This window comes from Ensifer sp. YR511 (genome assembly GCF_900103045.1).
GTDB lineage: Bacteria > Pseudomonadota > Alphaproteobacteria > Rhizobiales > Rhizobiaceae > Ensifer > Ensifer adhaerens.
Genome location: NZ_FNGR01000042.1, coordinates 26037 through 50451, shown reverse-complemented (window position 1 = coordinate 50451; position 24415 = coordinate 26037). Strand labels below are relative to the sequence as shown.

The following is a 24415-nucleotide window of genomic DNA, read 5'->3' as shown; positions in this document are numbered from 1 at the left end:
TTTTCCGAGATGGCGAAGATCACGAGCCTTGCGACGCTGCACGGCGTTCGCATCGTGCCGCATGTCTGGGGCACGGGCGTGCATATCGCTGCCGCGCTGCAGTTCATGGCGGCGATGACGCCGGATCCGGTGCGGGTCAACCCGATCGAGCCGATCCTGGAGTTCGACCGGACGGAAAATCCGTTCCGACAGGCGGTGCTGAAGGCGCCGATCGAGGCGGTCGACGGTGTCGTTGCCATCCCCGATGCGCCCGGCCTTGGCATCGAGATCGATCGTGACGCGCTCGCCAGGTTCAAGATGCCCGAGAGCGCGCAATGATCGAGCGAACCCTCACCGGCCGCCCGCCTGAACCGCGCTTGCCGACGGGCACGGTCGACGCGCAGATGCACATGTATCTGCCGGGTTATCCATCGCTTCCCGGCGGCCCGCCTTTGCCGGTTGAGCCGTTGCCGGATGCTGCCGCCTACCGCCAGGTCATGGACTGGCTCGGCATCGACCGGGTGATCATCACCCAGGGCAACGCCCATCAGAAGGATAACGCCAATCTGCTCGCCTGCCTGGCCGAGATGGGCGATGTCGCGCGCGGCGTCGCCGTCATCGACGAAACCACGTCCGATGCGGACATCGGCGCGCTCAGCGACGCGGGCGTTGTCGGTGCCCGTATCATGGATCTGCCTGGAGGGGCGCTGGGGCTCGATGCGTTGGAAGCGGTCGATGCGCGGGCACATGCGGCAGATTGGATGATAGCCGTGCAGTTCGACGGCAACCGGCTGCTCGACCATCTGCCGCGGCTGGCGCGCATCCGGTCACGCTGGGTGCTCGATCACCACGGCAAGTTCTTTGCCGGCGTCGATCCGGATGGACCGGAGATCGCGGCCCTCTTGAAGCTGATCGATCGCGACAATGTCTGGTTCAAGTTCGCCGGCGTCTACGAGAGTTCGCGCGACGGGTGGCCCTATGAGGATGTCGCAGCCGTCTCCAGGAAGATCGCCGCGCATGCGCCAGAGCGCATCGTCTGGGGCTCGAACTGGCCGCACAACATGATCCGCAAGACGGAAGACTATCCCGACGATGCACGGCTGGCAGACCTCGTGCTCGGCTGGCTTCCGGACGAACGGGCCAGACATCTGGCTCTCGTCGAGAACCCGGAACGCCTGTTCAAGCTGCCGGCGTTCGCCGCGGTGTAGTTGCCGCGGGTGCTGGGAGGCGCCCGTGGAACCCACAACATGGAGATTTCGCATGCCGGCCCGGATGGGCAGCAACCCGGTCTTGGGAGAGGCCGAAGCACGACTAGAGGAGGAGGAAAACATGAAGAAAATTGCAAGCATGCTTTGCGTCGCCATGGGGCTGGCGTTTGCCGGCACAGCGGCGCAGGCGCAGGAAATCACCCTGCGTTCGGCAGACATCCATCCGGATGGCTACCCGACGGTCGATGCGGTCAAATACATGGGGCAATTGCTCTCCGAGCGCACCAACGGCCGAATCAAGATCGAGGTCATGAACAACGGCGTTCTCGGCGGCGAGAAGGACACGATCGAACAGACCCGCTTCGGCGTCATCGACATGAACCGCGTCAACGCAGCACCCTTCAACAACCTCGTCAAGGAGACGATGGTCCTCGGCATGCCTTTCCTGTTCCGCTCGACGGAACACATGCACAACACCGTCGACGGCCCGATCGGCGACGAAATCCTCGCAGCCTTCGAGCCACACGGCCTGATTGGCCTTGCTTTCTACGATAGCGGCGCGCGCTCCTTCTACACGACCAAGAAGCCGATCGAGAAACTGGCTGACCTGAAAGGCCTGAAGATCCGCGTGCAGCAATCCGATCTCTGGATCGCGATGATGCAGGCCTTCGGCGCCAACCCGACGCCGATGCCGATGGGCGAGGTCTACTCCTCGCTCGAGACGGGCGTCGTCGATGGTGCCGAGAACAACTGGCCGTCCTACGAATCTGCCCGCCATTTCGAGGTGGCCAAGAACTATTCTCTGACCGAACATTCGCTCAATCCGGAAATCCTCGTCATTTCCAAGACGAGCTGGGACAAGCTCTCGCCTGAGGATCAGACGCTGCTTCGCCAAGCGGCCAAGGACAGCGTCGGCAAGATGCGCGAGCTTTGGAGCGCGCGCGAAAAGGCTTCCGAGGAGAAGGTCCGCGCTGCCGGTGCGAACGTGATCAAGGTCAACAAGGAGGAGTTCGCAGCCGCCATGGGGCCGGTCTACGACCAGTTTGTCAGCGACCCGAAGCTGAAGGACCTTCTCGAAAGGGTAAAGGCGGTCAAGTGACAGCGGTGAGGCCGGCTCCGGGATCGGGGCCGGCCTTTTCAACTGTTTACCGGATCGCCTTTGTCGAGGAGGAAGAAACATGCGTCGTTTCATGCGGACGATACGTCCGCTTCTAGGCGCGCTGAGCTGCGCTTCGCTCTACATCGCCGGCATCGGCATGGTCGCCATGACCCTGATCGTCGGCTGGCAGGTCTTTGCCCGCTACGTGCTCAACGACTCTCCGAGCTGGTCGGAGCCCTTGGCTCTTCATCTCATGGCCTGGTTCATCATGCTCGGCGCCGCCGTCGGTGTACGCGAAAGCGTGCATCTCGGCCTCGATGTCGTCCGACACGTGATGAAGCCGTCGGTGCAGCTTGCCATGGATCTGACGAGCCTCGGGCTGATCGTCGTGTTCGGGTTAGCGATGGCCTATTACGGCCTGCTCCTTTCGGCCGGCACCTGGACGGCGACCATTCCGGTTCTCGGATGGCCCGGCGGCGTCGACTTTTTCCCGCTGATCGTCGGTGGCGCCATGATCGCCCTTTTTGCCGCGGAGCGATTGATCGACCAGTTTCTCGGCGTCGAACTCGCAGCCGATGTCGTCGTGCAGGAGATGGCCTGAATGGCTTACACTATCCTCTTTGGGGTCTTCACCCTCCTGATGCTCATCGGCACGCCGATCGCCTTCTGCCTCGGCATCGCTTCGTTCGCGACCGTGCTCTATCTCGGCCTGCCGCCGGTGGTCGTGTTTCAGCAGCTGAATTCGGGCATGAACGTCTTTGCCATGATGGCGATCCCGTTCTTCATCTTTGCCGGTGACCTGATGGTGCGCGGCGGCATCGCCAACCGGCTGATCCAGTTTGCGGCCGGCCTCGTCGGCCACCTGCGCGGCGGCCTCGGCCAGGTCAATATCGTCGCCTCGACGCTCTTCGGAGGCATCTCCGGCTCGGCGGTGGCTGACGCCTCTGCGGTCGGCGGTCTGATGATCCCGCAGATGGCCAAGCGCGGCTACGACCGCGACTATGCCGTCAACGTCACCGTCAATGCGGCGATTATCGCGCTGATGGTTCCGCCGTCGCACAACATGATCCTCTATTCGATCGCCGCCGGCGGTAATGTTTCGGTTGCCGATCTCTTTACCGCCGGCATCATCCCGGGGCTCTTGCTCGCGCTTGCGCTGATGGTGACGGCCTATGTCGTTGCCAGGCGCCGGGGCTATCCGTCCGAACCGTTTCCGGGCTTTGCCAAGGTCTTCTACTACCTGCTCGCCTCGTTCCCCGGCATCGTGCTGATCGGCATCATCTTCGGCGGCGTGCGCTCCGGCGTCTTCACCGCCACGGAAAGCTCGTGCATTGCCGTGCTCTATGCCTTCCTCGTCGCCATGCTTGTTTATCGCGAGCTGGATTGGACGGGCTTCGTCGAGGCGGTGATGGGGGCGGTGCGCACGACGGCCATGGTGCTGCTCGTCATCGGCATGGCGGCGTCCTTCGGCTGGCTGATGGCGTTCCTTCAGGTGCAGGCATTGATGATCAGTGCGATCGGCGCGATCTCGGAAAACCCGATCATCGTGCTGCTCGTCATCAACATCATCCTTTTGATCCTCGGCACCTTCATGGACATGGCGCCGATGGTGATCATCTGCACGCCAGTGCTGTTGCCCGTGGTCAAGGCCTTCGGCATCGATCCGGTGCATTTCGGTGTGGTGATGATCCTCAATGCCGGCATCGGCCTCAACACGCCGCCGGTCGGAACCGTACTCTTCGTCGGCTGCGCCGTCGGCGGGATATCCATCCGCGAGGCGATGCGCACGATCTGGCCGTTCTTCGGCGCCAGCATCGCAGTGCTGATGGCGGTCACCTACATACCGGCGCTGTCGCTGTGGCTGCCTTCGGTCTTCAAGTGAACTGATCGTTCGCGATATCTCCGGGCTCGGTATATCCGCCGGGCCCGGCCTTTTTCAGGGCTGGCTACTCGTTCCCGTTGGCGGCGAGACACTGCCGCTCCAGGCGTTTCAGGAAGACGCCGATTTCCTTTGCTGCCTGCAGATCGCCCTTCCGCTCGGCGACCGTACGGCCTTCGCGCCAGACCTGAATTGCCTCCTGGTGGCGGCCCAGCTTGAGGAGGATTGCGCCACGCAGTTTCCATGCTGCCGAATAGTCCGGGTCGAAGGCGATCGCCCGCTCCACATGGGCCAAGGCGGTATCGAAGTCCGCCTCCTGGAGGCAGATGCTGCCGAGCGTGAACCGCAAAAGGGCGTCGTCCTTTCCGTCCTGTAAGAGCTTTTCGAGCACTTGCCGCATGGCTTCCTCCTCCGCGATCGCCGGTTCAGGCCGCAGGCTTGCTTGGGGTAAGGGGCGCATGCCCATTGCTCGCCAGCGTCAGCGATCTCGTCCTGTCGAGAGACTGATACCGGCGGCGGCCCCAGATCAAGGGGTCGGCATGAGCAGACGTCTGGGTTGCGACAATTGTTCCCACGAACAGCATATGGTCGCCCACCTCGATCGAAGCGCTGAGCAGGCAGTCGAGCGTGGCAGCCGCGCCGAGCAGCCTTGGCCGTCCGCTCGGCCACTCAGCCCATATGCCGACGAGATAGCGCTTCGACGCTTCGATCTTGCCGGCAAAGGCATCTGCGATCAGCTCCTGGCCCTCAGCCAGCATGGCGAGCGAAAACCCTCGCTCGGCGGCGATCAGCGCGGCAAGCGGACTGTCCGCCTTGATCGAAATGACGATCGACGGCGGGTTGGCAGAGAGCGAGAAGGTCGCCGTCAACGTCCGGCCGAGACTGTCGGGGCCATTGCCGGCGCTCGCCACGCAGACGGTGGCGGCGAGATGCGACAGGGTGTCGGCGAACTCCGGTTTCGACACCGCCAGGTCGGCATGGGCGTCGATGGCGAGGGAGGGCGGAGGTGTCTGGCGCATGGGGCTCGTTCCGAGATGAAATAGCCCGTGGCGGCGGGGAGACGCCACGGGATTTGCAGAAGCCTGAGCTCAGGCGGGGGCGAGCGGCTGCTGCAACTCATGCCGTTTTCGGCAAGTGCTGCGGCGGCGTAGGGAAGGGCGGGAAGTTCGAAGGCCATGGTCAAATCCTTTGCGGGCGGGGCACTCTCGGATCACTTGTCTGCGAACGGAGGAGAGTGTATTTAGCAAGACAATTCTTTGTAAATCTGCGCGCGGGAATATGTCAAGCGATCCCTTGTTAAATCCAGAGCAAAGCGCCGGCCGCACCCCGGGCGAGCGCATCATGCTTGCACTCAAGCTACACGGACCGCAGACCGCGACAGCGCTCGGCAAACGTCTGGCGATCACCGGCGAGGCCGTGCGCCAGCAGTTGGTGCGTCTCGCCGAGGAGGGGCTGGCCACGTCGTGGTCCGAGGCAAAAGGCGTCGGTCGTCCGTCGCAGTTCTGGGGGCTGACGGCTGCCGGCCACGCGGAGTTTCCCGATACGCATGCAGAGCTGACCGTCCAGTTGTTGCGCACCATCCGGCAGACGCTTGGCGAGGACGCGATCGACCGGCTGATCGCCGCGCGTGAGGACGAGACGCGCCAGAACTATCGTGCGGCGATGGTGGAGAAAGAGAGCCTGCGCGAACGGGTGGACGTGCTCGTTCGATTGCGGTCACAGGAAGGCTATATGGCCGCCTGCGAGGATCCGGGCGACGGAACGCTGCTGTTCGTCGAGAACCATTGTCCGATCTGTGCCGCCGCGACCAACTGCCAGGGCTTCTGCCGGGCAGAATTGAGCGTGTTCCGCGCGGTGCTCGGCCCCGGTGTCGAGGTCGAGCGCGCCGAGCACATTCTGGCCGGCGCGCGACGTTGTGCCTATGTGGTCAAGTCGGCCGACCGGGCCGCCTGATCGTGCCAAAGGAACGCTCTGGCACGCGCCCGGTCGTCGGGCGCCACCAGCTCCGATCGTGTCAGCGCGCGCCCATGCGCAGGGCGCCGTCGAGGCGGATGACTTCGCCGTTCAGCATGCGGTTTTCGCAGATGTGCTGCACGAGTGCCGCGAATTCGTCCGGTTTGCCAAGGCGCTGCGGGAAGGGCACGCTCTTGCCGAGCGAATCCTGCACTTCCTGCGGCATGCCGGCCATCATCGGTGTTTCGAAGATGCCCGGCGCAATGGCGACGACGCGAATGCCGTGGCGCGCGAGTTCGCGCGCAATCGGCAGGGTCATCGAGACGACGCCGCCCTTGGAAGCCGCATAGGCCGCCTGGCCGATCTGGCCATCGAAGGCGGCGACCGATGCGGTATTGACGATCACCCCGCGCTCACCATCCTCGCCGGGCTCTTCCCGCTGGATCGCCTCTGAGGCGAGCCGCAGCATGTTGAAGGTGCCGATGAGGTTGATCGCGACCGCGCGCGAAAAGCTTTCAAGCCGGTGCGGACCGTCGCGCCCGAGCACCTTTTCCCCCGGCGCGATGCCGGCGCAGTTCACCAGGCCGTGCAGATGTCCGAAGCGATCGAGGGCCGCTGCCACTGCGGCGGCGCCATCGGCCTCGCTGGTGACATCCGTCTTCTGGAAGAGCGCGTTGCCGCCAAGCTCCTCGGCCATCTGCTGGCCGGCTGCGGCGTTGACGTCGGCGAGAACCACGCGGGCACCCTCGCCATGCAGCTGCCGCGCGACGGCCGCACCCAGACCCGAACCGCCACCGGTAACGATAAAGACTTTTCCATCGATCAGCATATGAGGCTCCTCCCGTACCGGATCGTGTCGTTGAACTATCGACATAGCCTTGCTGGCTGTGGAAGCCAAGTTCCGCTGACGACGGCGGCCTTACGCGTCGGAGCCTATTGGGCGCCGATCGGGGAGATTTCGATGATCTTGATGCCGATGGCGTTGGTGGCTTCGTCGAAGACGATTTCGCCGCGGCCGATCACCATGCCGTTGACCTTGAGTTCCACCGGTTCGCCGAAGTTGCGATCGAGATGTATCGTGTCGTCCTGATGGAGTTTCGAGATCTGCGACACCGTCAGCTTGGCGCGCCCGATCACCGCTTCGATCGCGAGAGGAATTCCCTGGACTGCGCGCTCGCTCATGACAGAACGGCCTTCGAACGCAGGGCTTTCGTCGAGCTCGACCAGCTCATCCTGTAGCTTCTTGTTAATCATTCTGCACCATCCAAAGCACTGATTCACGACTCTTTAACAAAGAGTTGCGCCAGTTCGCCCTGGGTAGCAACCGTGGCTAAATGGGGGTTCCCCGTGCCTTGCAAGCGAGCGTTAACAAAGCGTTAACATCCACAATTCGGAGGCGGTGAAAGCTGTCAAAGCGTCACCGCAGCCCAGTTTCCGTCCCGTTTTTGGAATCCGATCATGCGGCGGCCATTCGGCAATTTGTCGCCGAGTCGCACGACATAGACGTAACCCTCGTAGACCATCAGCCCGCGATCGCCGTCACTGAACAGGATCTGGAAATTCGGCGACTGCATCATCGCGGCGTCGACTTCAGCGCCGGTCACAGCCGGGGCAATCGCTGCGATCTCCGACGAAGGCTCTTTCGCTCCACTCAAATAGTAGAGCGATGCCGCAGCGGCTGTAACGAAAAGCAGCAGGGCGCCCGCCAAAGGCAACGGGCGGCTCTTGAAACGTGTCGGGTTCGGTTGAGAGGCGGCAACACTCAAGGTCAACTTCCTGATTCGCTGTATTTTCTGAACGGATCCGGCCACAGGTGGAAAGCGACTGATTTCTCCTGCCGATACAAGGGCCGGAGATCTTGCCAAATCTACCTAGTGGAACCGTTCCGTACTTCAAGCTGAGAAGTCACTTGCTTCTCCGACTCGACAGCATGCCCACTCGCCGATTTCAGGGACATATGCCCATCGGCGTTTCCACATCTTTTGCGTGCCGTGCGACAATAGCATGTCGCCGGATGATTTTTCAGCTCCCGACGCCCGCAACTGACAGGCGCCGGGGGCGAGGCCGATCCCTCAGCCCTTTCTGATGTCGATCAGTTTCAGCCAGGGCTGAAGGTGAAAGGCGCCCATCAGCAGATACATGGCGGTCATCCCGCCGATCACAGTTTGTCCGGCGCCGCTACACAGCATCGGATCGGCCCCGGCGGTTCCCATGTTGGAAAGAACCGCCATCAGGGCGAAGGTGGGGGCGGCGGCAAGCGCCAACCCCGCAGCTACCAAACGGGCGAGGGAGGGCGCCCGCCCGTCGCGCTCACCGGAGCGGGCGCCGATGCTCATGGCTTCGCGCTCGTGTCGGAGGCGCGCATCGCGGCCTCGCCGGCATCCGATACTTCGACCCATCTTTTGTCGGGGGCAGCGCCTTCGACGTAGCTGTCGTTCCAGTTCCACCACTTGTAGGTCGGGGTCTGCGGATATCCGGCCGGCGAATCCTCCCACACTTCCTGTCGGCCGAGCGGGGTGATGTCGAGATAGTTCCAGGTGCTACCCATCTGTTCGTCGCCGCGGCTGTTGACGAGGTAGGTGCGAAACAGCTCTTCGCCGTCGCGGAAGAAGACATTGTGGCCGTGCCACTCGCCCACGTCGAAATCAGCATCGAAGCTGTCGGTGATGGTGTACCAGGGCATGGTCCAGCCCATCCGTGCCTTCAGCCTGGCAATATCCGCCTGCGGGGCGCGCGAGGCAAAGACCAGGGTCGTGTCACGGGCGTTAAGGTGCGACAGATGCGCAACCTGATCGGCGACCATCGAGCAGCCCCGGCAGCCGTGATCGGGCCAGCCATGCACGCCCGGTTCGTAGAAGGCGCGGTAGACGATCAACTGGCGCCGGCCGGCAAAGAGGTCAAGCAGGCTCGCCTTGCCGTCGGAGCCCTCGAACACGTAGTTCTTGGTCACGGCCGTCCAGGGCATCCGCCGACGCTCGGCGGCCAACGCATCGCGGGCGCGGGTGTGCGCCTTTTCCTTTACCAGCATTTCCTGCCGGGCCGCTTCCCATGCCTGTGCCGAAACCACCGGCGGCTTCTGCATCGTCGACTGGGCGTCCGCGCGTCCGTTCTCGCGTTTCTCGATCGTCTGGGTCATGGTGCTGTGTCTCCTCGTTTCAGCAAAGCTTCTCAACGCAAGGCCGATGCCTTGCAGTCCTGAGCAGCTTGACACCGCAAGAGGATCGGCGGGAGTAACAAGTGTGGCGGTGTTTTCGAGCCGGAGCCGCTGCCACTGCGCAGCGGCGCGGGAGTTCGCCGATCAAGCTCCTTTTTAGTTGTCGCTGTTGTAATTCCTCGAAGTTGAGCGAGTATGCTTGTCGCAACCACGCGCGGGAGGACGGCATGCATTTCGTTTCGGATGCGGTTGGCGGGTACAAGGTCTTCGCCGTGTCGGGGGTCAATACGGTTTCGTTCGCGATAGACTATCGCAACGCCGACACCGCGGGGCTTCTCGGTTTTGCGGTCGAGCGGCATGATCCAACGGAAGGCGAGCGGTACTACATGTACGGCTTCAAGGTCTTCGAAACGGTGATCTCCCATCCCAATGAGGATACCGTCGTTCTGACCTACGACCATCCCGTTCAGAGTTTCGTCTGGGATGACTTCACGGCCAAGCCCGGTCGGCGTTACGACTATTACTTCCATCCGCTGACAGGTATGGCGAAGAACATCGACCGGTCAGCACCTGCCATCAGAATCGGTATCAAAACCGAACCGCTCTTCAGTGAGGAGACGCACGACGTTTTCTTCAACCGCGGTGTCGCGAGCAGCCAGGCCTACCGACGCCGTTTCGGAAACAAGCCGCCGGACAAGCTGGAAACGCCGGAAAAGACGCTCGAGGCGCTGCAGTGGCTGAGCCGGGACCTTGACGAAGCACTGCTGCGTTTCATCGACGAGGCGGAAGCGGGGGACACGCTGCTCGGCTGCTTCTATGAATTCAGATATCGCCCCGTCGTGGAAAGGCTGAAGGCCGCCTTCGAGCGCGGCGTCGCCGTGAGGCTCGTGCTCGACGCGAAGGAAAATGCCTATACCGACAAGAAGGGCAAGTTCCACGAGAGCTTTCCGCGCGAGGAGAACAAGGAAATCGTCCGCACCGTAGGGCTTCCGAAGGCGGCGATCGCGCGGTGGCGGGAGAACAATCCCGCCGACATACAGCACAACAAGTTCATGGTGCTGCTCCCCAAGGATCCGGGCCGAAAGCCGCAGGTTTGGACAGGCTCGACGAACCTGTCGATGGGCGGCGTGCATGGCCAGACCAATGTCGGGCATTGGGTCCGCGACGCCGATCTCGCCAAGGCATTTGAAACATACTGGACACTGCTTGCCGGCGACCCTGGTGCGGCAAAGACCGACAATCCTGCCGCGAACAGGTCAAAGCGAAAAGCCTTTCGCAAGGCGGTCTCTGACCTTGCCGAGGTGCCGCATGCGCCCGCGGATGTTTCAAGCGGCGTGACCTCGATCTTCAGTCCGCGTGCCGGAAGCGCCGTTCTGGATATGTATGTGAGGGCGCTGGACGAGGCGCGGTCCTATGGCGGCGTGACACTCGCCTTCGGGATCAACGATCGCTTCAAGCAGGCGTTTCTCGACAATAGTGCCCAGTCCGGCGTGCATCCGGTGCTCTTCCTCCTCCTGGAAAAGCGCGACCAGCCTAAGGCCAAGGCGAAGAAGCCGTTCATTCCGCTGACGGCGCGACAGAACGTCTATCAGGCCTGGGGATCCTATCTGCGCGATCCGGTCTATCAGTGGGCGCGGGAAACCAATGCGCGGGCGCTCGGGCTCAACAATCACGTCGCCTATGTGCATTCCAAGTTTCTGCTCGCCGATCCCCTTGGCGCGGATCCAATGGTCGTCACCGGTTCGGCGAACTTCTCGGACGCGTCGACCAACGACAACGACGAGAACATGCTGCTCATCCGTGGCGATCGGCGCGCGGCCGACATCTACTTCACGGAGTTCAATCGGCTGTTCAACCACTATTATTTCCGCTCTGTCCGGGAGGCGACAGCAAAGAAGAAGTCCGACCGGGACAAGGCGGCGCGCGTGGGGACATCCGAGGGAGCCGCGGCCAGTCTGTTCCTCGATGAAACTGGCGAGTGGCTGAAGAAGTACAAGCCCGGCAAGCTGCGAGCCAAACGCGTTCAGGTCTTCATCGACATGGCGCAGCCGGAAAATCTGCCGCCGATCTAGGTTAGCGGCGGCGATACGCCCCGAACCTGCGATTGCGCCGCCACCGTGTCGTTTGCTGCTCCCCTGTTGATCGCAGTGGGCTGGCGCGGGCACCGGAAGGTGCGTGTCATGGGCTGGGGATTTCGGTGCACTCGGCTGGCCGAGGCGCGCTGCCTGTGTCAAAACATAACCCCTAAATTATGATTGGCACCCCATATTTCATTTTTACATCACCGTTTGGCATGGCAAGCTGACAACCATCAAATCGACAGTCGTTTGCGACGAGGATGCGGGCTCGGGAGTGGCCGGCATCTCAGGGAGGAAATATGAAGCGGATGATTCTGGCTGCGATTGCGGCTTTGGCAATGAGCAGTGCTGCCTATGCCGACACGATCAAGATCGGTGTCGTCGGACCGTTCTCCGGCCCCTTCGCGCTGCAGGGCAAGAACTTCAAGGCTGGCATCGACGCCTATATGGCGCTGAACGGCAGCAAGGTCGGCGACGACGATATCGAGATCATCTACCGCGACGTGCCGCAGGCCGATCCCGCCCAGTCAAAGGCGCTGGCCCAGGAACTGGTGGTCAAGGAAGGCGTGCAGTACCTCGCCGGCTTCTACTTCACCCCGGATGCCATGGCGGTCACGCCGCTGCTCACCCAGGCGAATGTGCCGCTCGTCATCATGAACGCGGCGACCTCGGCGATCGTCACCAAAAGCCCGCTCGTCGTGCGCACCTCGTTCACCACCTGGCAGACCTCGACGCCGATCGCCAAGGTTGCCAAGGACGCGGGTGTTTCCAAGGTGATCTCCGTCGTCAGCGACTACGGCCCGGGCGTGGACGCCGAGAACGCCTTCAAGACGGGCTTCGAAGCGGCCGGCGGCCAGGTGGTCGAAGCGATCCGCATGCCGCTTGCGACCAACGACTTTTCCCCAATCATGCAGCGCATCAAGGATTCGGGCGCGGAAGGCGTCTTCGCCTTCCTGCCGTCCGGCCCGACGACGCTCGGCTTCGTCAAGGCCTTCAAGGAAAACGGCCTGAAGGACGGCGGCATCAAGTTCTTTGCGCCCGGCGACCTCACGCAGGAATCCGATTTGCCTGCTCTCGGTGAGGCGGCGCTCGGCATTCAGACGACCTTCCACTACGCCGTCTCGCACGACTCGCCGGAGAACAAGGCCTTTGTCGAAGCGGCGAGCAAGGCGATCGGCAACCCGGCCGAACTCTCGTTCCCCTCGGTCGGAGCCTATGACGGCATGCATGTGATTTACAAGATGATCGAGGCGACCGGCGGCGAGCAGGATGCGGCCAAGGCCGTGGAAGCCGTGAAAGGCCTCTCTTGGGTCAGCCCGCGTGGTCCGGTGACGATCGATCCGGAATCGCGTCACATCACCCAGAACATCTATCTGCGCGAGGTCGCCAAGGCCGATGACGGCACCTATTACAACAAGGAAATCCAGACCTTCGAGAAGCAGGGCGACCCCGGTCTCGCTGCGCTGAAGTAGTCGACTTGGGCGGGTGCTGAGCGCCCACCGACACTGATGATGCGTTGACCGGTTGCTTTTGAGCGACCGGCGCGCCTGCGGCGCCGCGAATGCTGGCGCCTGACTGCCGCTCCGCGCATAGTGCGCACCGAATCCGGCGCAGCCAAATTTGGAAGAAAGGGCAACGGATAGCCCCATGCAAACCGTCCTCAGCATTGCGATCGACGCCCTTGCCTATGGCATGGTGCTCTTCGTCATCTCCATCGGCCTTTCGGTCACCATGGGCCTGATGCGCGTGGTCAACCTGGCGCATGGCGCCTTTGCCATGATCGGCGGTTACATCGCCTCCTATGCAGCGCGCGATTTGGGTCTTGCCTACGGCTTTGCCGTGCTGCTCGCGGTCTTCGGCACCATCATCATCGCCGTGCCGATCGAGCGGCTGCTCTATAGGCGGATCTACGGCGCACCGGAACTGACCCAGGTGCTGATGACCATTGGTATCACATTCTGCATCATCGGCATCGCCAACTATGTCTTCGGCCCGACGCTGAAGACGGTGCCGCTGCCTGGCGAATTGCAGGGATCCGTCGATCTCGGCTTCCGGGCAATCGCCACCCATCGCATCTTTGCGATCGTCTGCGGCCTCGTGGTTGCAGCCGGTCTCTGGTACGCGATCGAAAAGACCGCCTTCGGCGTCAAGCTGCGGGCCTCGGTTGACAACGCGGCAATGGCGGCCGCCCTCGGTGTGCGCACGGAAATCGTCTATGCGGTGAGCTTTGCGGTTGCCGTCGGACTTGCCGCCTTCGGCGGCGTGGTGGGGGCGGAACTTCTTCCGGTCGAACCCTATTACGCGTTGCGTTACATGGTGACGTTCCTGGTCGTCGTCTCCGTCGGCGGCGCCGGGTCTATCCCGGGCGCGCTCGTTGCCTGCCTGCTGCTCGGCGCGATCGATACGACCGGCCGTTATCTCATGCCGGAATTCGGTGAATTCTTCTTCTATCTGGCCGTGATCGCGATCATCTGCGTGTTCCCGCGCGGGCTCGCCGGGAGGGCCAAGGGATGACCATGACGACGACGAACGACTTGATCGCGACCGCTCCGGTGCGCCGACGGTTTGGCGGTGGGGACCTCATAGGTCTGGCCGTTATCCTGCTGGTCGCGGTGGTCGGCTACTTCCTCTTTCCCAACAATCTGGCTCTTCTGACCCGGATCATCGCAGCCGCTCTGTTGGTGCTGTCGCTCGATCTCGTCACCGGCTATTGCGGTGTCGCGACGCTCGGGCACGCGGCCCTCTTCGGCGCCGGCGCCTATGCCGCGGGCATCGCCTCGGCGCATTACGGCATCAACGATCCGCTGGCGATGCTGGCCTTCGGCATTGTTGCCGGGGCGGTGGCGGGACTTATCTGCGGGGTCGTCATCCTGCGTGCGCACGGGCTGCCGCAACTGGTGCTGTCGATCGCGCTCATCCATCTCTTCCACGAGTTCGCCAACAAGGCCTCCTCCTGGACCGGTGGCAGCGACGGGCTCTCCGGCATTGCGCCGACGGCACTTCTCGGACTCTACGAGTTCGATCTCTGGGGCCGCACGGCCTATGTCTTCGGCGTGGCGCTGCTTGCCATCGTCTTCGTCGTGCTGCGACTGATCGTGCGCTCGCCCTTCGGCATGTTGTGCCGCGGCATCAAGGAAGACCCTGTCCGCATCCGCTCGATGGGGGCGTCGCCGAAGTTCGCGCTCACGAAAATGTATGTCATCTCCGGTGCCGTTGCCGGCGTCGGCGGCGCGCTGAATGCGATCTCCACCCAGGTCGTCGGGCTCGACAGCCTCTCCTTTACGATGTCGGCGGAAAGCCTCGTCATGCTGGTGCTCGGGGGTACCGGCTCTCTCTTCGGCGCGCTGACTGGCACTGTCGTCTTCATGTTTTTCGAGGACGTGGTCTCGGCGGCCAATCCCTTCCATTGGCTGACGATGGTGGGCGCGCTGTTGATCGCCGTCGTGCTCTTCGCGCCGAAGGGCATCTATGGCACCGCGGCTGCGTTCTTTGCCCGCCGCAAGGAGGCACAGTGATGCAGCCGATCTTCGAAGTCCGCAACTTGAAGCGCGCCTTCGGCGGGCTCGCGGTCACCAATGACGTCAGCCTCAGCATGGCGCCGGGCGACCGGGTCGCGCTGATTGGGCCGAACGGCGCCGGCAAGACGACGTTCGTCAATCTCGTGACCGGCAATCTCAAGCCGGATTCCGGCGAGGTGCGTATCGGTGGCGAGGTGGTGACCGGTATCGACGCCATCGGTCGGGTGCGAAGGGGGCTCGTTCGCTCGTTTCAGGTGACGCGGCTCTTTGCCGATATGACACCTTCCGAACATGTTGCGCTCGCTGTCCTGCAACGCACTGGCCGCGCCGGTCGTCTGTTCGGCAATTTTCTGGGCATGCCGGACGTCATGGCTGAGGTGGCAGACCTTCTCGGCAAGCTCGGGCTTCGGGAACTGATGCACCGCAAGGTGAGCGAGATCGCCTACGGTCAGCAACGCTTGCTGGAAATCGCCGTTGCGCTGGCGCTGAAGCCGCGGGTGCTGCTGCTCGACGAGCCCGCCGCCGGCGTGCCGCAGAGCGACACCGGCCGGATCGAGCAGGCACTGGCCGACCTGCCAGCCGATCTCGCCGTCTTGATGATTGAGCACGACATGGATCTCGTCTTCCGCTTTGCCAAGCGCGTCGTCGTGCTGGCCGCCGGCGCGATCATCTTCGACGGTTCGCCGTCTGACGTGACGAAGGATCCGCGCGTGCGGGAAGCCTATCTGGGGAGCTATGCCAATGCCAGCCACGCCGCTTGAGGTGTTAAACCTGTCCGCCGGCTATGGGCCGACGCGGGTGCTCGAAGGCGTGTCCTTTGCCGTTCCGGCAGGTGCCCGGCTTGCCGTGCTCGGTCGCAACGGCATGGGCAAGACGACCCTGCTTGCAACGCTTGCCGGCCAGACGCGACGTTATGACGGGCGCATCCGCATGGGCGGGACGGACGTGACCGTGTTGCCAAGTGCTGCGCGCGCCATGCAGGGGCTCGGCTTCGTGCCGCAGGCGCGCTGCGTCTTCCCGACGCTGACCGTGGAGGAGAACCTGTTCGTCGGCCTCAAGAACCGCCCGAAAAGTGCGATCCAGGAAGCCTACGACATGTTCCCGCGTCTCTTCGAGCGCCGGCGCAATCTCGGCAGCCAGCTCTCAGGGGGCGAACAGCAGATGCTGTCGACGGCACGCTCCATCCTCGGCCGTCCGTCGATCCTGTTGCTCGACGAACCGCTGGAGGGCCTGGCGCCCGTTATCTGCGAAGAGCTGATGAAGGCGTTTGCCGAACTGGCAAAGACCGGCGACATGACGATCGTCTTGGTCGAACAGCGCATTCAGAGCGCGCTCGACTTTGCCGACCGGGTGATCGTGCTCGAACGCGGCCGGATCGCCTGGACCGGAACGCCGGAAGCGCTGGCGGGAGATCACGATACCGTCGAGCGGCTGCTCGGCGTCGGCGGGCTCCACTGACCACGCGGTCGGTTGTGGCTGCTCACTTCGGTTCCCGTCGCGACGTATCGAGACGGGAACGCTCCCTTTCGTAGTAGCGCGCGAGTGGCGGCAGGGCGCTCCTCAACTGGTCGAACACCGCGTCATGAGCTCGAAGCGTGCCGTCATATTTGGCCTGTACGAAGGCCTGGTGGCGTTCGATCGCGTCCTTCCTGGCGCCGACGGCGACGGTGAAGACCGGCGACACGGCGGTGCGGCCCTTGACGGTGATGCGATCGAGTTCGGCGATCGGGAAGGTCTTTTCGACGAGACGCGCGGTCTCCTCGCCGAGGAGCAGGGAGATGCCGTAGTCCTTCGATGCGCCTTCGAGGCGCGAGGCCAGATTGACGGCGTCGCCAAGGGCCGAATAGTCGAACCGCTGGTGCGAGCCCATGTTGCCGACGACGCATTCGCCGGTGTTGATGCCGATGCCGATCCTCAAGGTTTGGGCCGGTCGGCGTTCCCGTTTCGCCTCGCTTTCGAGTTCCCGGTTCACCCGTTCAAGCCGCGCAAGCATGTCGAGCGCCGCCCCGACTGCATGCACGGCATGGTCGGGGTCGTCGAGCGGCGCGTTCCAGAAGGCCATCAGGCAGTCGCCGATATATTTGTCGATGGTACCGCCCTGTTCGAGAACGGCTTCCGAAAGCGGCGTCAGCAGCCGGTTGACCAGTGCCGTCAAACGCTCCGGGTCCTCCTTCATTTCCTCCGCGATGGTGGTAAAGCCCCGGATGTCGCAAAAGAGGATCGACAGCGTTCGCCGCTCACCGCCGAGCCTCAGGTGTGACGGGTCTTTCGCCAGGCGCTCGACAAGGGCAGGGGAGAGGTACTGCTGGAAGGCGCGGGTGATTTCGCGGCGCTTCTTGCGTTCCTCCGCATAGTCGAGCCCGGCCTGGCCGGCAGTCACGGCAAGGAACGCAAGCCCAGGCCCAAGCGGCGACAGAAAGACGTGGCCAAGCCGCATCGCGGCATAGCTGGCGGCGATGATCAGGCCGATGGCGACGGCGCCATAGGCAAGCGTGCGCCAGCCGGTCGTCCGCAGCACCGAAAAGGCCGCAAGCATCGCGGCCAGCGCAATGGCGGCAACCACATACGGTCTTGCAGCGCGCTGAATGAAAAGCTCATGGGCCAGATTGTCGTAGATGGTAGCCTGCATCTCAACGCCGGAAACGAGCTTGTTCGAATGTACGGTATCCGATGTCGTGAAGGCATCGGCCCCGCCATCGGCGATCGATGGCGCATTTTGCAGACTGAGACCGACGAGCACGACACGGTCCTCGAACATGCCTTCTGGCAGGAAATTGTCGGGATCGAGCGCCTGGTAATAGGAGACGGTGGGATAGGTCCGCGCCGGTCCGAAGACCTGGATCAGCGCGTCCTTTGGCGGTGCGTGCGATTTTGCGCCGGCGATTGCCGCGAGCACGGCGGCAAATCCGTCCGGATAGTCGGGAACGGCGCGCAAGGTTCCGTCGCCGCTGAGGCTGACGGAGGCGATCCCGGTCCAGGCGCCCTTTGCGATGAAGCGGGCGAGCGGCTCGGTGCGCACGAACTGGTCGGCCTGCGGCGCCTCCACCAGCGTCTGGTCTCCGGCAAGAACCACGTCCGCGCCGAGCGCCTTTTCCAGCGCCTCGTCGTTGGCGGCATCGGCCGAAGGTTCAGCGAAAATCACGTCGATGCCGATGGCGCGTGCGCCGGCCTTGCGCAGCGCCTCGATGAGGCGCGCATGCAGGGCGCGCGGCCAGGGCCATTGGCGCCCGATTTCGGCCATCGACGGTTCGTCGATCGCGACGATGATCGGGCTGTCCTCGGGCAGTGGCGGGCCGTCGATGGTCGACAGGTAGTCGAAGCTGCGCAACTCGTTCAGCCGCCAGGCATTGGTCAAGGTCGCCAGCGACAGCGCGATGGCGACGAAAACCGCAAGCGCAAGAAGTTTCAACCGCCGTTGCAGGAAGCGGGGGCTGTCCCATTGTCCGGACCGACCGCTCGATGCCTGCACGGCGACGCGCTCCTCCATCAGAACCGCACTTTGATCGTGCCTTTGAACGTTCGTCCCCAACCCGGCAGGCCATTGCCCAGCTCGAAATCTTCATCGAGCAGATTGAAGGCTGCCAGATCCACCTCGATCAGCTTATCGAACGGTTCCCATTGCAAGGCGGCGTCGAGCGTCCAGAAGTCGTCGAGCGTCTTTAACCCGCCGGGTCGTGAACCGACATAGTTGGCGGCAACGGTCGTCTTGACGTTCGCCGTGCTGACCCAAGTCAGCGCCGCTTGGCCGGTGTTTTCCGGCACGAACAGCAGTTCGCCGGGCTGGCTGCCGGTGTGTTCCTTAACGTCGGCTTCCGTGTGGGCCGCTGTCAGGGAGAGGCCGAAGCCGTGGCCGATGGCAAAGTTCGCCGTTGCCGCAACCCGGTCGAGCCCGACCTTGGCATACGCAAGGCTGGTGGTCGAAAGCGGAATGTCGAGCGCGAGTTGCCGCACTTCCTGGTGCTGGTAGTCGAGCGCGGTGAAGAACCAGCTGTTCCACTCCGCGTCCCAACGCAGTGCCAGCGTATCGGCATAGCCTTCGGCGCCGAAGCGCAGCTGGTTCGGCTGCAGCCCGACGATGCCGATCGGCGCAAGGGTGGCGACGTCGAAGTTGAGGCCATCGCGCATGGCTGCCGCCCGCAGCCAATGCCCTTCGGCCGGCGCCCAGGCGATGCCGAATTTCGGTTCGAGCCTGACATCGCCGTCGTTGACGCCTTCGATATAGCGGGCAAAGAGGGCGCCTTCCGTCTTCAGGTCCGGCGTGATTTCGTAGATCGTGTCGATGTAAGCCTTGGCGACCGTCTGTGTGGCGGACGTCGAACCGGACGCGATGACGGGCGCATTGCTGCTGCCGGTGCTGACGCCCAGCGGGTCAAAAATGTCGAACGCGCTCGATGACTTTACCACGCCGCCTTCGACGCCGTAGCGCCAGGTGAAATCGCCGTCACCGTAAAGGTGATTGATGGCGGCGATATAGGTTCTTTGCTTGTCCTCGCTCCGGCTGGTGGCAAGGTCCGGAAAGCGCGGGTCCGTGAGCCGGATCCGCTCGTTTTCCGTGGTATTCTGATCGGAGAAGAAGAACGCGGCATTGGCGATGTTGCGGTATCCGAAGGTATGGCTCCACGCCACGCCCGAGAGTAGCCGCGAGGAATCGTCGTCGCTCAGCCCGTCGAGCTTCAGAGGGGCCGCGCGGGGATCCGGGATATCGAAAATACTGCGTTTATCATCAAGATCGCCGTAGTTGGCATAGGCCACGACCCTGTCATCCGGCGTCGGGGAGGCTGTCACATAGCCATTGCCGCCAAGCAGGCGTGCTTCACGCTCGATCGCCAGGCCATTGCCGATATCGATCGTATCGCGCGGCTTCTCCCAATGCAGATTGCCGTAGACGCTGATCGGGAAGGGCGAGAACGTCAGCCCGCGCAGTTCCGCTTCGCCGATCCCGCCCTCATGGTCGCTGTCGGCGATGATGCCGCCTGCGACCGCGGCCTCGAAGAACGGCCGTTGGACGAGATTGGCCGTGCGCTCGCGGCTTGCCAGCATGTGCGGCTCGATCAGCAGCCCCTGGAAGAAGGCGGAGAAGCTCTGCGGATTGGCGGTGTTGACGACGGGGCTGCCATCGAAATCATAGGTGTTGAACAGCGGATTGACGCTGCCGCGGATCGCCTGGTCGACATAGCTCGATCCCGTGAACGGATCGAAGACCACATCGCCGTAATATTGCCCCCAGGCGTTCAGGCCTTGCAGGCGGAAGGCGTCGTTGAGCGTCGATCCGGCATCCTGGTTGGCGCCGAGCGGAGCACTTTCGCCGCCGCGCGCCCGCGTCCGCCGCATCAGTTCCTGCGCGTAGCGGATCGCCGCATCGGAATCGTATTCGTCGATCGCAATCGCGGTCCGCACGGTCGCGACAACGGGGTCGTTCGGGTCGAGCCGGTCGGCATTGTCGAGGGCCTGTGCCGCCGGAAGGCGGTCTCCCTTTTCATAATGCGCCGCCGAGAGCAGCAATTGCGCGTTGGAATAGGCGGGGTTGGCCGTCGAACCGGCCAAGAGGTCGTCGATGGCCTTGTCCAGGTTGCCGTTCTGCAAATGGTACCGACCGCGGGCGACGAGCACGAGGTCGAAGGAAGGATCGATCGCGAGTGCCGTATCGATCTCGCGCTTTGCTTCCGCAAGCCGCATTTCATCGAGGTACTGATAGGCCAGGTTGGCGTGGTAAAGCGGATCGGCCGGATCGAGTTCCACGGCCTTCTGGAATGCTCTCTCGGCGCCGCGGTTGTCGCCCCGCTCGCTTTTTGCCAGGCCCACCCAGTTCCAGAGAGACGGGTCGCCCGGCGTGATTTCCAAGGCGCGCTCGAGATCCGCCAGCGCGCCTATTCGATCGTTTTCAATGAGCAAACGGTATTTGGCGCGCGATTCCAGCGCGGTCGGGTCGTCGGGATCGTTCGCAAGCGCCTTTTCGATACCGGCGCGCGTTTCGTCTCGATCGTCGAGCAGCATTGCAAATTGCGCGCGGGCCGCTGGGAGGAACGGATCGTCCGGATATCGCCTTTCCGCCTTCTTGATCGTTTCGATCGCTGCGCGGATATCGGTGCGAAAGCCCGCGGTCCAGGCCGCAGCGAAGGCGCCATAGGCACCTGTCGCCTGAGACGGCGGCTGCTCGATCCGGTCCGGGTCGGCGAGAGCGCGTGCGAAATAGCCGCCGAAGGCCGCGACGGAGCGGCGGTCGGCGTCGAGCCCGGGGGTTGCCTTTTCGAACAGCTGTGCCGCATCGCCGTAGCGGTTTTCAGAACCGGCAATCAGCGCTTCGACGAGATAGGCGCGCGCGGCTTGAGATCGGTTGAGGCCGAGGCGTCGGGCCTGTTGAAGGGCGGCTGTGGCCTGGGCTCGCCCGTCGAACCGCAGCTGGATTTCGGCGAGTGTCAGCCAGTCTTCGGCCGAGCGCGACGCTTCCGGCCGGGCTTCGATCCGTTCGCGCTCATTGCGCATGTCGCGCACCTTAAGCGGGGTTGACGGCATGAGCGCGAAGGCGTCGCGTAAAGACAGATGGAAGAGCATCTGTTCGCGGTCCTTCGGCGTCACGATCACGATCTTGGTCGGCGCTTTCCCGATGGCGGCAACGGCGCCTTCGCCCTGTTTCACGGTGACGCTGCCAAGTCCGTTGCTGAGTTCGACCACGCCTTCAAGCACGGTCAGCGAGGTCGTGTCGCCGGCGACCGTCAGTGTCCAGTCGGTGCCACGAATGGCAGCCGTTGCCGCCGGCGTGTCGATCGTCAGGCCCTGGCCGCCACGCTCCGCCCGTGCCCAGATCGTGCCTGACTGCAGTTCGAGATTGGTATCGCTGCCTGTGCCCATGCGTTTGACGCGCAACGCCGTGTTGCGGCCGAGCCGGATCTGGGTGTGGTCGGAGAAAAGCACCGCCAGCGCCCCGGTCGCATTGGTGCGCAGGATATCGCCGGACAAAAGGTCCTGTGCGAGATCGACGAAACGCCAGCTCGAAACGTCGACGAAGCGCACTTCCTCACCGGATTTGCGGGCAATCACCGATCCGGCGACGGGCGGTGTTCTTTGAACCGGCTCTGCCATGCTTGCGCCTGGACAGAGGATTGCCACTGTCGCAAGCAGTCCCCGAAGCCGTTGCCGCCCCATCTTCGTTCCTGTCTCCGCCCCACGTAGATTCAGTGAATTTCGATCAGGTTAAAGTCAATTGAATTCGAATATCCTTAATTGCTTTCCAAGCAATGCAGATTGTTCGGGAGGCAAATCTGTAACACCAGGCGGACAGCGACGCTGCCATCGCCTGCCGTTGCTTGGTGGCGGACGGATTCTTCACTGTTGCACGCGAGTGTGTCGTCCCTGAACCTGCCGTCGAACTGCCGTCGGCTTCCCTCGGTGGCTGGCGCGTCTGCTGGGGACGCAGGGCTTGCTCTCCAAGCTCTCGAGCCTGGATGTCTCGGGAAAGGCGCTGACCGCAAACCCCGGTACCGCGCGACGCAATTCGCGCGGGGAAAAAGCAGGTGGCCGCGGGAGATGCCGTGGCCGTTGCGAACGCCTGTTCGAAGTTCTGACAGAAGGTGCGCCCGCGGGGCTCACTTGCGCCGAAGCTGGAGCGTCGCCTACACCGCGGCGCGCACCCGTTCCCAGGCATTCATGAGGTGCCGACCGAGAACTTCGGAAAGCCTTGCCTTGTCGCGGGCTTCGAGCGCGACGATCATTTCCTCATGCTCGGCAACGGCCGCTGCCCATTTTTCGGGCCCCTCGTGGCCGATGAAGCGAATGCGCTTCAGCCGCGTCTGCAAGATCGCATGCATATCCGCCAAGGCGGCATTTGCCGCCAGTTGGGCGATGGCCGAATGGATCTGCTGGTTGAGCTTGTAATACTGCAGCCGGTCACCGGCCTTGTAGCGCGAGACCATTTCGTCGTGGAGCGCGCGCACTTCGGCGATGCCGGCGTCGCTGGCGGCTTCACAGGCGAGCTTGCCGGCAAGCTCTTCCAGCGTCTGCAACACCGTCAGCATGTCACGCACGTCCTTGGCGCTGAAACGCTTGACGACGGCGCCGCGGCTCGGAACGAGCTCCACCAGTCCTTCGCTCGCCAGATACTTGATGGCTTCGCGCAGCGGCGTGCGCGAAACGCCGAGCTGCTCGCCGAGTTGACCTTCATGCAGACGCGTGCCGGGCGAGAGATCACCCTCGATGATCATGTCGCGCAGATGCGTGACCAGCGTGTCGTGCAGCGCAGTGCGTCGGATCGGGCCGGGGCCGCCCTCGGGGCGTTTCTCCAGAGAGGTAATTTCGTTCATCGTTTCGCTTCTGCATCTGGCGACTGAAGTGTCGGCCGTCTGTTCCCGTTCGCGCCAATTGAATCAGCGCTGTCTCATTAAAGCATGGAGACGGCCCCCGATATCGTCAACAGAAAATGCTGCATACAGAATACAAAAGACTTGATGCAGAATTTTGAATAACGTATGACGGCTCTCGAAAGAATGAAGTGGAGGACATCTCTCATGACGACCAACGGTGTAGCCGCTAACGGCGCGCGTCCTGTCATCGCGCTCGCTATGGGCGATCCGGCCGGCATCAGCCCGGAGCTCACGGCAAAGCTGCTGGCGCTTTCCGATATTCGTGAGGCTGCCCACATCATCACGATCGGCGATCGTCGCATCCTCGATGAAGGCGCCCGCATTGCCGGCGTCACGCTCGACCTTGCATCCTCGACCCTGGAGGACCTCGACGCTGTCGGGACCGAGCGCCACGTGTTCGTCGACCTTGGCCATCTCGATCCGGCCGACGTCGTTCGCGGCGAGGCGACGCTTGCGGGCGGCACCTTTGCGACCCGCAACTTTCGCGTAGCGCTCGAGCTGGCGCATGCCGGCAAGGCGGAAGCAGTCTGCTTCACGCCCTTCAACAAGAAGGCGATGCGCTTTGCCTATCCGGGCTACGACGACGAGATCCGTTTCGTCTCCGACGTTCTCAACTTCACGGGCAAGGTCCGGGAATTCAACGTTCTCGAGAAGGTCTGGAACGCCCGCGTCACCTCGCACATTCCGATCAAGGAAGTGGCCGACAACCTGTCGGTCGAGGCGATCCTTGCCGAGCTCGAGCTGACCCAGAGCTGCCTCAAGGAAGCCGGTTACAGCGAGGCGAAGATTGCTGTTGCCGGGCTCAACCCGCACGCCGGCGACGGCGGCAGCTTCGGCATGGAAGAGATCGACATCATCGAGCCGGCCGTCGAAAAGGCCAAGGCGCGCGGCTTCAACGTCGACGGCCCGTTCCCGGCGGACACAGTCTTCGGCCGCGCCCTGAAGGAAGGCTACAACGCCGTCATGACCATGTACCACGACCAGGGCCAGATCGCGATGAAGCTGATCGGCTTCGACAAGGGCGTGACGATGATGGGCGGCCTGCCGTTCCCGCTCTGCACGCCGGCCCACGGCACGGCCTACGACATCGCCGGCAAGGGGATTGCCGACGTCGGCGCCAGCCGCGAAGCGCTGCTTCTGGCAGTGCGCATGGCGAAGAAAAAGGCGGCTCTCAAGGCTGCTGCCTGATT

At 63.2% G+C, this 24415-nt stretch carries 23 protein-coding genes; 13 read left to right on the top strand and 10 right to left on the bottom strand.

Annotated features, from left to right (window positions below; genetic code table 11):
• From BLU15_RS34895 to BLU15_RS34875, 5 genes are all read left to right on the top strand, one after another.
• A partial coding sequence (locus BLU15_RS34895) for an enolase C-terminal domain-like protein (protein WP_305765363.1) occupies positions 1 to 318 on the top strand: 318 nt, incomplete at its 5' end.
• Positions 315 to 1187 (top strand): amidohydrolase family protein, encoded by an 873-nt coding sequence (locus tag BLU15_RS34890; protein WP_244546913.1) that lies wholly within the window; start codon positions 315 to 317, stop codon positions 1185 to 1187. The genes BLU15_RS34895 and BLU15_RS34890, both read left to right, overlap by 4 nt.
• Before the next feature lie 121 nt (positions 1188 to 1308).
• A complete protein-coding gene (locus tag BLU15_RS34885; protein WP_060520509.1) occupies positions 1309 to 2286 on the top strand; it encodes a TRAP transporter substrate-binding protein in 978 nt (325 codons plus the stop codon).
• Positions 2287 to 2365: 79 nt separating this feature from the next.
• A complete protein-coding gene (locus tag BLU15_RS34880; RefSeq protein ID WP_090301714.1) occupies positions 2366 to 2887 on the top strand; it encodes a TRAP transporter small permease in 522 nt (173 codons plus the stop codon).
• Positions 2888 to 4168 carry a TRAP transporter large permease gene (locus BLU15_RS34875; RefSeq protein ID WP_034800061.1) on the top strand — a complete coding sequence of 427 codons (1281 nt, stop codon included), beginning with the start codon at positions 2888 to 2890 and terminating at the stop codon, positions 4166 to 4168.
• Between the two features lie 64 nt (positions 4169 to 4232).
• Here BLU15_RS34875 and BLU15_RS34870 read toward each other — a convergent pair whose 3' ends face one another.
• Positions 4233 to 4565, bottom strand: a complete 333-nt coding sequence (locus tag BLU15_RS34870) for a tetratricopeptide repeat protein (RefSeq protein WP_034800062.1) — start codon at positions 4563 to 4565, stop codon at positions 4233 to 4235.
• A gap of 25 nt (positions 4566 to 4590) precedes the next feature.
• Complete coding sequence (locus BLU15_RS34865; protein WP_090301712.1) at positions 4591 to 5184, bottom strand: flavin reductase family protein; 594 nt, start codon at positions 5182 to 5184, stop codon at positions 4591 to 4593.
• 322 nt (positions 5185 to 5506) lie between these two features.
• Between BLU15_RS34865 and BLU15_RS34860 the strand changes: the two genes are divergently transcribed.
• Complete coding sequence (locus BLU15_RS34860) at positions 5507 to 6118, top strand: helix-turn-helix transcriptional regulator (protein ID WP_034800063.1); 612 nt, start codon at positions 5507 to 5509, stop codon at positions 6116 to 6118.
• 61 nt (positions 6119 to 6179) lie between these two features.
• On the opposite strand, the gene BLU15_RS34855 is transcribed toward BLU15_RS34860, so the two are convergent.
• From BLU15_RS34855 to BLU15_RS34835, 5 genes are all read right to left on the bottom strand, one after another.
• Entirely contained in the window at positions 6180 to 6947 is a 768-nt protein-coding gene (locus tag BLU15_RS34855) for a 3-hydroxyacyl-CoA dehydrogenase (RefSeq protein ID WP_034800064.1), read from the bottom strand.
• Positions 6948 to 7051: 104 nt separating this feature from the next.
• Positions 7052 to 7372 (bottom strand): FliM/FliN family flagellar motor switch protein, encoded by a 321-nt coding sequence (locus BLU15_RS34850; protein WP_051659531.1) that lies wholly within the window; start codon positions 7370 to 7372, stop codon positions 7052 to 7054.
• Between the two features lie 155 nt (positions 7373 to 7527).
• Positions 7528 to 7884: a hypothetical protein gene (locus BLU15_RS34845; protein ID WP_143034323.1), complete on the bottom strand. Its 357-nt coding sequence runs from the start codon at positions 7882 to 7884 to the stop codon at positions 7528 to 7530.
• Positions 7885 to 8190: 306 nt separating this feature from the next.
• Positions 8191 to 8454 carry a hypothetical protein gene (locus BLU15_RS34840; protein ID WP_034800066.1) on the bottom strand — a complete coding sequence of 88 codons (264 nt, stop codon included), beginning with the start codon at positions 8452 to 8454 and terminating at the stop codon, positions 8191 to 8193.
• Positions 8451 to 9254: a DUF899 domain-containing protein gene (locus BLU15_RS34835; protein WP_034800067.1), complete on the bottom strand. Its 804-nt coding sequence runs from the start codon at positions 9252 to 9254 to the stop codon at positions 8451 to 8453. The genes BLU15_RS34840 and BLU15_RS34835 overlap by 4 nt, the downstream gene beginning before the upstream one ends.
• Positions 9255 to 9499: 245 nt before the next feature.
• On the opposite strand from BLU15_RS34835, the gene BLU15_RS34830 reads away from it, so the two are divergent.
• The 6 genes from BLU15_RS34830 to BLU15_RS34805 all read left to right on the top strand — a co-directional run bounded on the left by BLU15_RS34830 (position 9500) and on the right by BLU15_RS34805 (position 16326).
• Positions 9500 to 11344 (top strand): phospholipase D-like domain-containing protein, encoded by a 1845-nt coding sequence (locus BLU15_RS34830; RefSeq protein ID WP_090301710.1) that lies wholly within the window; start codon positions 9500 to 9502, stop codon positions 11342 to 11344.
• A gap of 305 nt (positions 11345 to 11649) precedes the next feature.
• A complete protein-coding gene (locus tag BLU15_RS34825; RefSeq protein WP_090301708.1) occupies positions 11650 to 12822 on the top strand; it encodes an ABC transporter substrate-binding protein in 1173 nt (390 codons plus the stop codon).
• Between the two features lie 175 nt (positions 12823 to 12997).
• On the top strand, positions 12998 to 13864 hold the full coding sequence (locus BLU15_RS34820) for a branched-chain amino acid ABC transporter permease (protein WP_034800070.1): 867 nt from the start codon (positions 12998 to 13000) through the stop codon (positions 13862 to 13864).
• Positions 13861 to 14865, top strand: coding sequence for a branched-chain amino acid ABC transporter permease (locus BLU15_RS34815; RefSeq protein WP_089046005.1), 1005 nt, complete (start codon positions 13861 to 13863; stop codon positions 14863 to 14865). The genes BLU15_RS34820 and BLU15_RS34815 overlap by 4 nt, the downstream gene beginning before the upstream one ends.
• Positions 14865 to 15629 (top strand): ABC transporter ATP-binding protein, encoded by a 765-nt coding sequence (locus BLU15_RS34810; RefSeq protein WP_060529554.1) that lies wholly within the window; start codon positions 14865 to 14867, stop codon positions 15627 to 15629. Before BLU15_RS34815 ends, BLU15_RS34810 begins: the two co-directional genes overlap by 1 nt.
• Positions 15610 to 16326, top strand: a complete 717-nt coding sequence (locus tag BLU15_RS34805; protein ID WP_090301706.1) for an ABC transporter ATP-binding protein — start codon at positions 15610 to 15612, stop codon at positions 16324 to 16326. Before BLU15_RS34810 ends, BLU15_RS34805 begins: the two co-directional genes overlap by 20 nt.
• 22 nt (positions 16327 to 16348) lie before the next feature.
• Here the strand turns inward: BLU15_RS34805 and BLU15_RS34800 are convergent, their stop codons facing one another.
• From BLU15_RS34800 to BLU15_RS34790, 3 genes are all read right to left on the bottom strand, one after another.
• Positions 16349 to 18355 (bottom strand): CHASE2 domain-containing protein, encoded by a 2007-nt coding sequence (locus tag BLU15_RS34800; protein WP_082566452.1) that lies wholly within the window; start codon positions 18353 to 18355, stop codon positions 16349 to 16351.
• On the bottom strand, positions 18355 to 22011 hold the full coding sequence (locus BLU15_RS34795) for a FecR domain-containing protein (RefSeq protein WP_090301705.1): 3657 nt from the start codon (positions 22009 to 22011) through the stop codon (positions 18355 to 18357). Before BLU15_RS34795 ends, BLU15_RS34800 begins: the two co-directional genes overlap by 1 nt.
• A 467-nt stretch (positions 22012 to 22478) precedes the next feature.
• Positions 22479 to 23165 (bottom strand): GntR family transcriptional regulator, encoded by a 687-nt coding sequence (locus tag BLU15_RS34790; protein WP_034800075.1) that lies wholly within the window; start codon positions 23163 to 23165, stop codon positions 22479 to 22481.
• A 204-nt stretch (positions 23166 to 23369) separates the two neighbouring features.
• Here BLU15_RS34790 and BLU15_RS34785 point away from each other — a divergent pair, with 204 nt between their 5' ends.
• Positions 23370 to 24413: a 4-hydroxythreonine-4-phosphate dehydrogenase PdxA gene (locus tag BLU15_RS34785; RefSeq protein ID WP_060529556.1), complete on the top strand. Its 1044-nt coding sequence runs from the start codon at positions 23370 to 23372 to the stop codon at positions 24411 to 24413.
• Positions 24414 to 24415 lie beyond the last annotated feature (2 nt).

Bases quoted from the DNA above. Each gene is read 5' to 3' on its own strand.
- BLU15_RS34890 (WP_244546913.1), top strand. From the start codon at position 315: ATGATCGAGCGAACCCTCACCGGCCGCCCGCCTGAACCGCGCTTGCCG.
- BLU15_RS34885 (WP_060520509.1), top strand. From the start codon at position 1,309: ATGAAGAAAATTGCAAGCATGCTTTGCGTCGCCATGGGGCTGGCGTTT.
- BLU15_RS34880 (WP_090301714.1), top strand. From the start codon at position 2,366: ATGCGTCGTTTCATGCGGACGATACGTCCGCTTCTAGGCGCGCTGAGC.
- BLU15_RS34875 (WP_034800061.1), top strand. From the start codon at position 2,888: ATGGCTTACACTATCCTCTTTGGGGTCTTCACCCTCCTGATGCTCATC.
- BLU15_RS34870 (WP_034800062.1), bottom strand. From the start codon at position 4,565: ATGCGGCAAGTGCTCGAAAAGCTCTTACAGGACGGAAAGGACGACGCC.
- BLU15_RS34865 (WP_090301712.1), bottom strand. From the start codon at position 5,184: ATGCGCCAGACACCTCCGCCCTCCCTCGCCATCGACGCCCATGCCGAC.
- BLU15_RS34860 (WP_034800063.1), top strand. From the start codon at position 5,507: ATGCTTGCACTCAAGCTACACGGACCGCAGACCGCGACAGCGCTCGGC.
- BLU15_RS34855 (WP_034800064.1), bottom strand. From the start codon at position 6,947: ATGCTGATCGATGGAAAAGTCTTTATCGTTACCGGTGGCGGTTCGGGT.
- BLU15_RS34850 (WP_051659531.1), bottom strand. From the start codon at position 7,372: ATGATTAACAAGAAGCTACAGGATGAGCTGGTCGAGCTCGACGAAAGC.
- BLU15_RS34840 (WP_034800066.1), bottom strand. From the start codon at position 8,454: ATGAGCATCGGCGCCCGCTCCGGTGAGCGCGACGGGCGGGCGCCCTCC.
- BLU15_RS34835 (WP_034800067.1), bottom strand. From the start codon at position 9,254: ATGACCCAGACGATCGAGAAACGCGAGAACGGACGCGCGGACGCCCAG.
- BLU15_RS34830 (WP_090301710.1), top strand. From the start codon at position 9,500: ATGCATTTCGTTTCGGATGCGGTTGGCGGGTACAAGGTCTTCGCCGTG.
- BLU15_RS34825 (WP_090301708.1), top strand. From the start codon at position 11,650: ATGAAGCGGATGATTCTGGCTGCGATTGCGGCTTTGGCAATGAGCAGT.
- BLU15_RS34820 (WP_034800070.1), top strand. From the start codon at position 12,998: ATGCAAACCGTCCTCAGCATTGCGATCGACGCCCTTGCCTATGGCATG.
- BLU15_RS34815 (WP_089046005.1), top strand. From the start codon at position 13,861: ATGACCATGACGACGACGAACGACTTGATCGCGACCGCTCCGGTGCGC.
- BLU15_RS34810 (WP_060529554.1), top strand. From the start codon at position 14,865: ATGCAGCCGATCTTCGAAGTCCGCAACTTGAAGCGCGCCTTCGGCGGG.
- BLU15_RS34805 (WP_090301706.1), top strand. From the start codon at position 15,610: ATGCCAGCCACGCCGCTTGAGGTGTTAAACCTGTCCGCCGGCTATGGG.
- BLU15_RS34800 (WP_082566452.1), bottom strand. From the start codon at position 18,355: ATGGAGGAGCGCGTCGCCGTGCAGGCATCGAGCGGTCGGTCCGGACAA.
- BLU15_RS34795 (WP_090301705.1), bottom strand. From the start codon at position 22,011: ATGGGGCGGCAACGGCTTCGGGGACTGCTTGCGACAGTGGCAATCCTC.
- BLU15_RS34790 (WP_034800075.1), bottom strand. From the start codon at position 23,165: ATGAACGAAATTACCTCTCTGGAGAAACGCCCCGAGGGCGGCCCCGGC.
- BLU15_RS34785 (WP_060529556.1), top strand. From the start codon at position 23,370: ATGACGACCAACGGTGTAGCCGCTAACGGCGCGCGTCCTGTCATCGCG.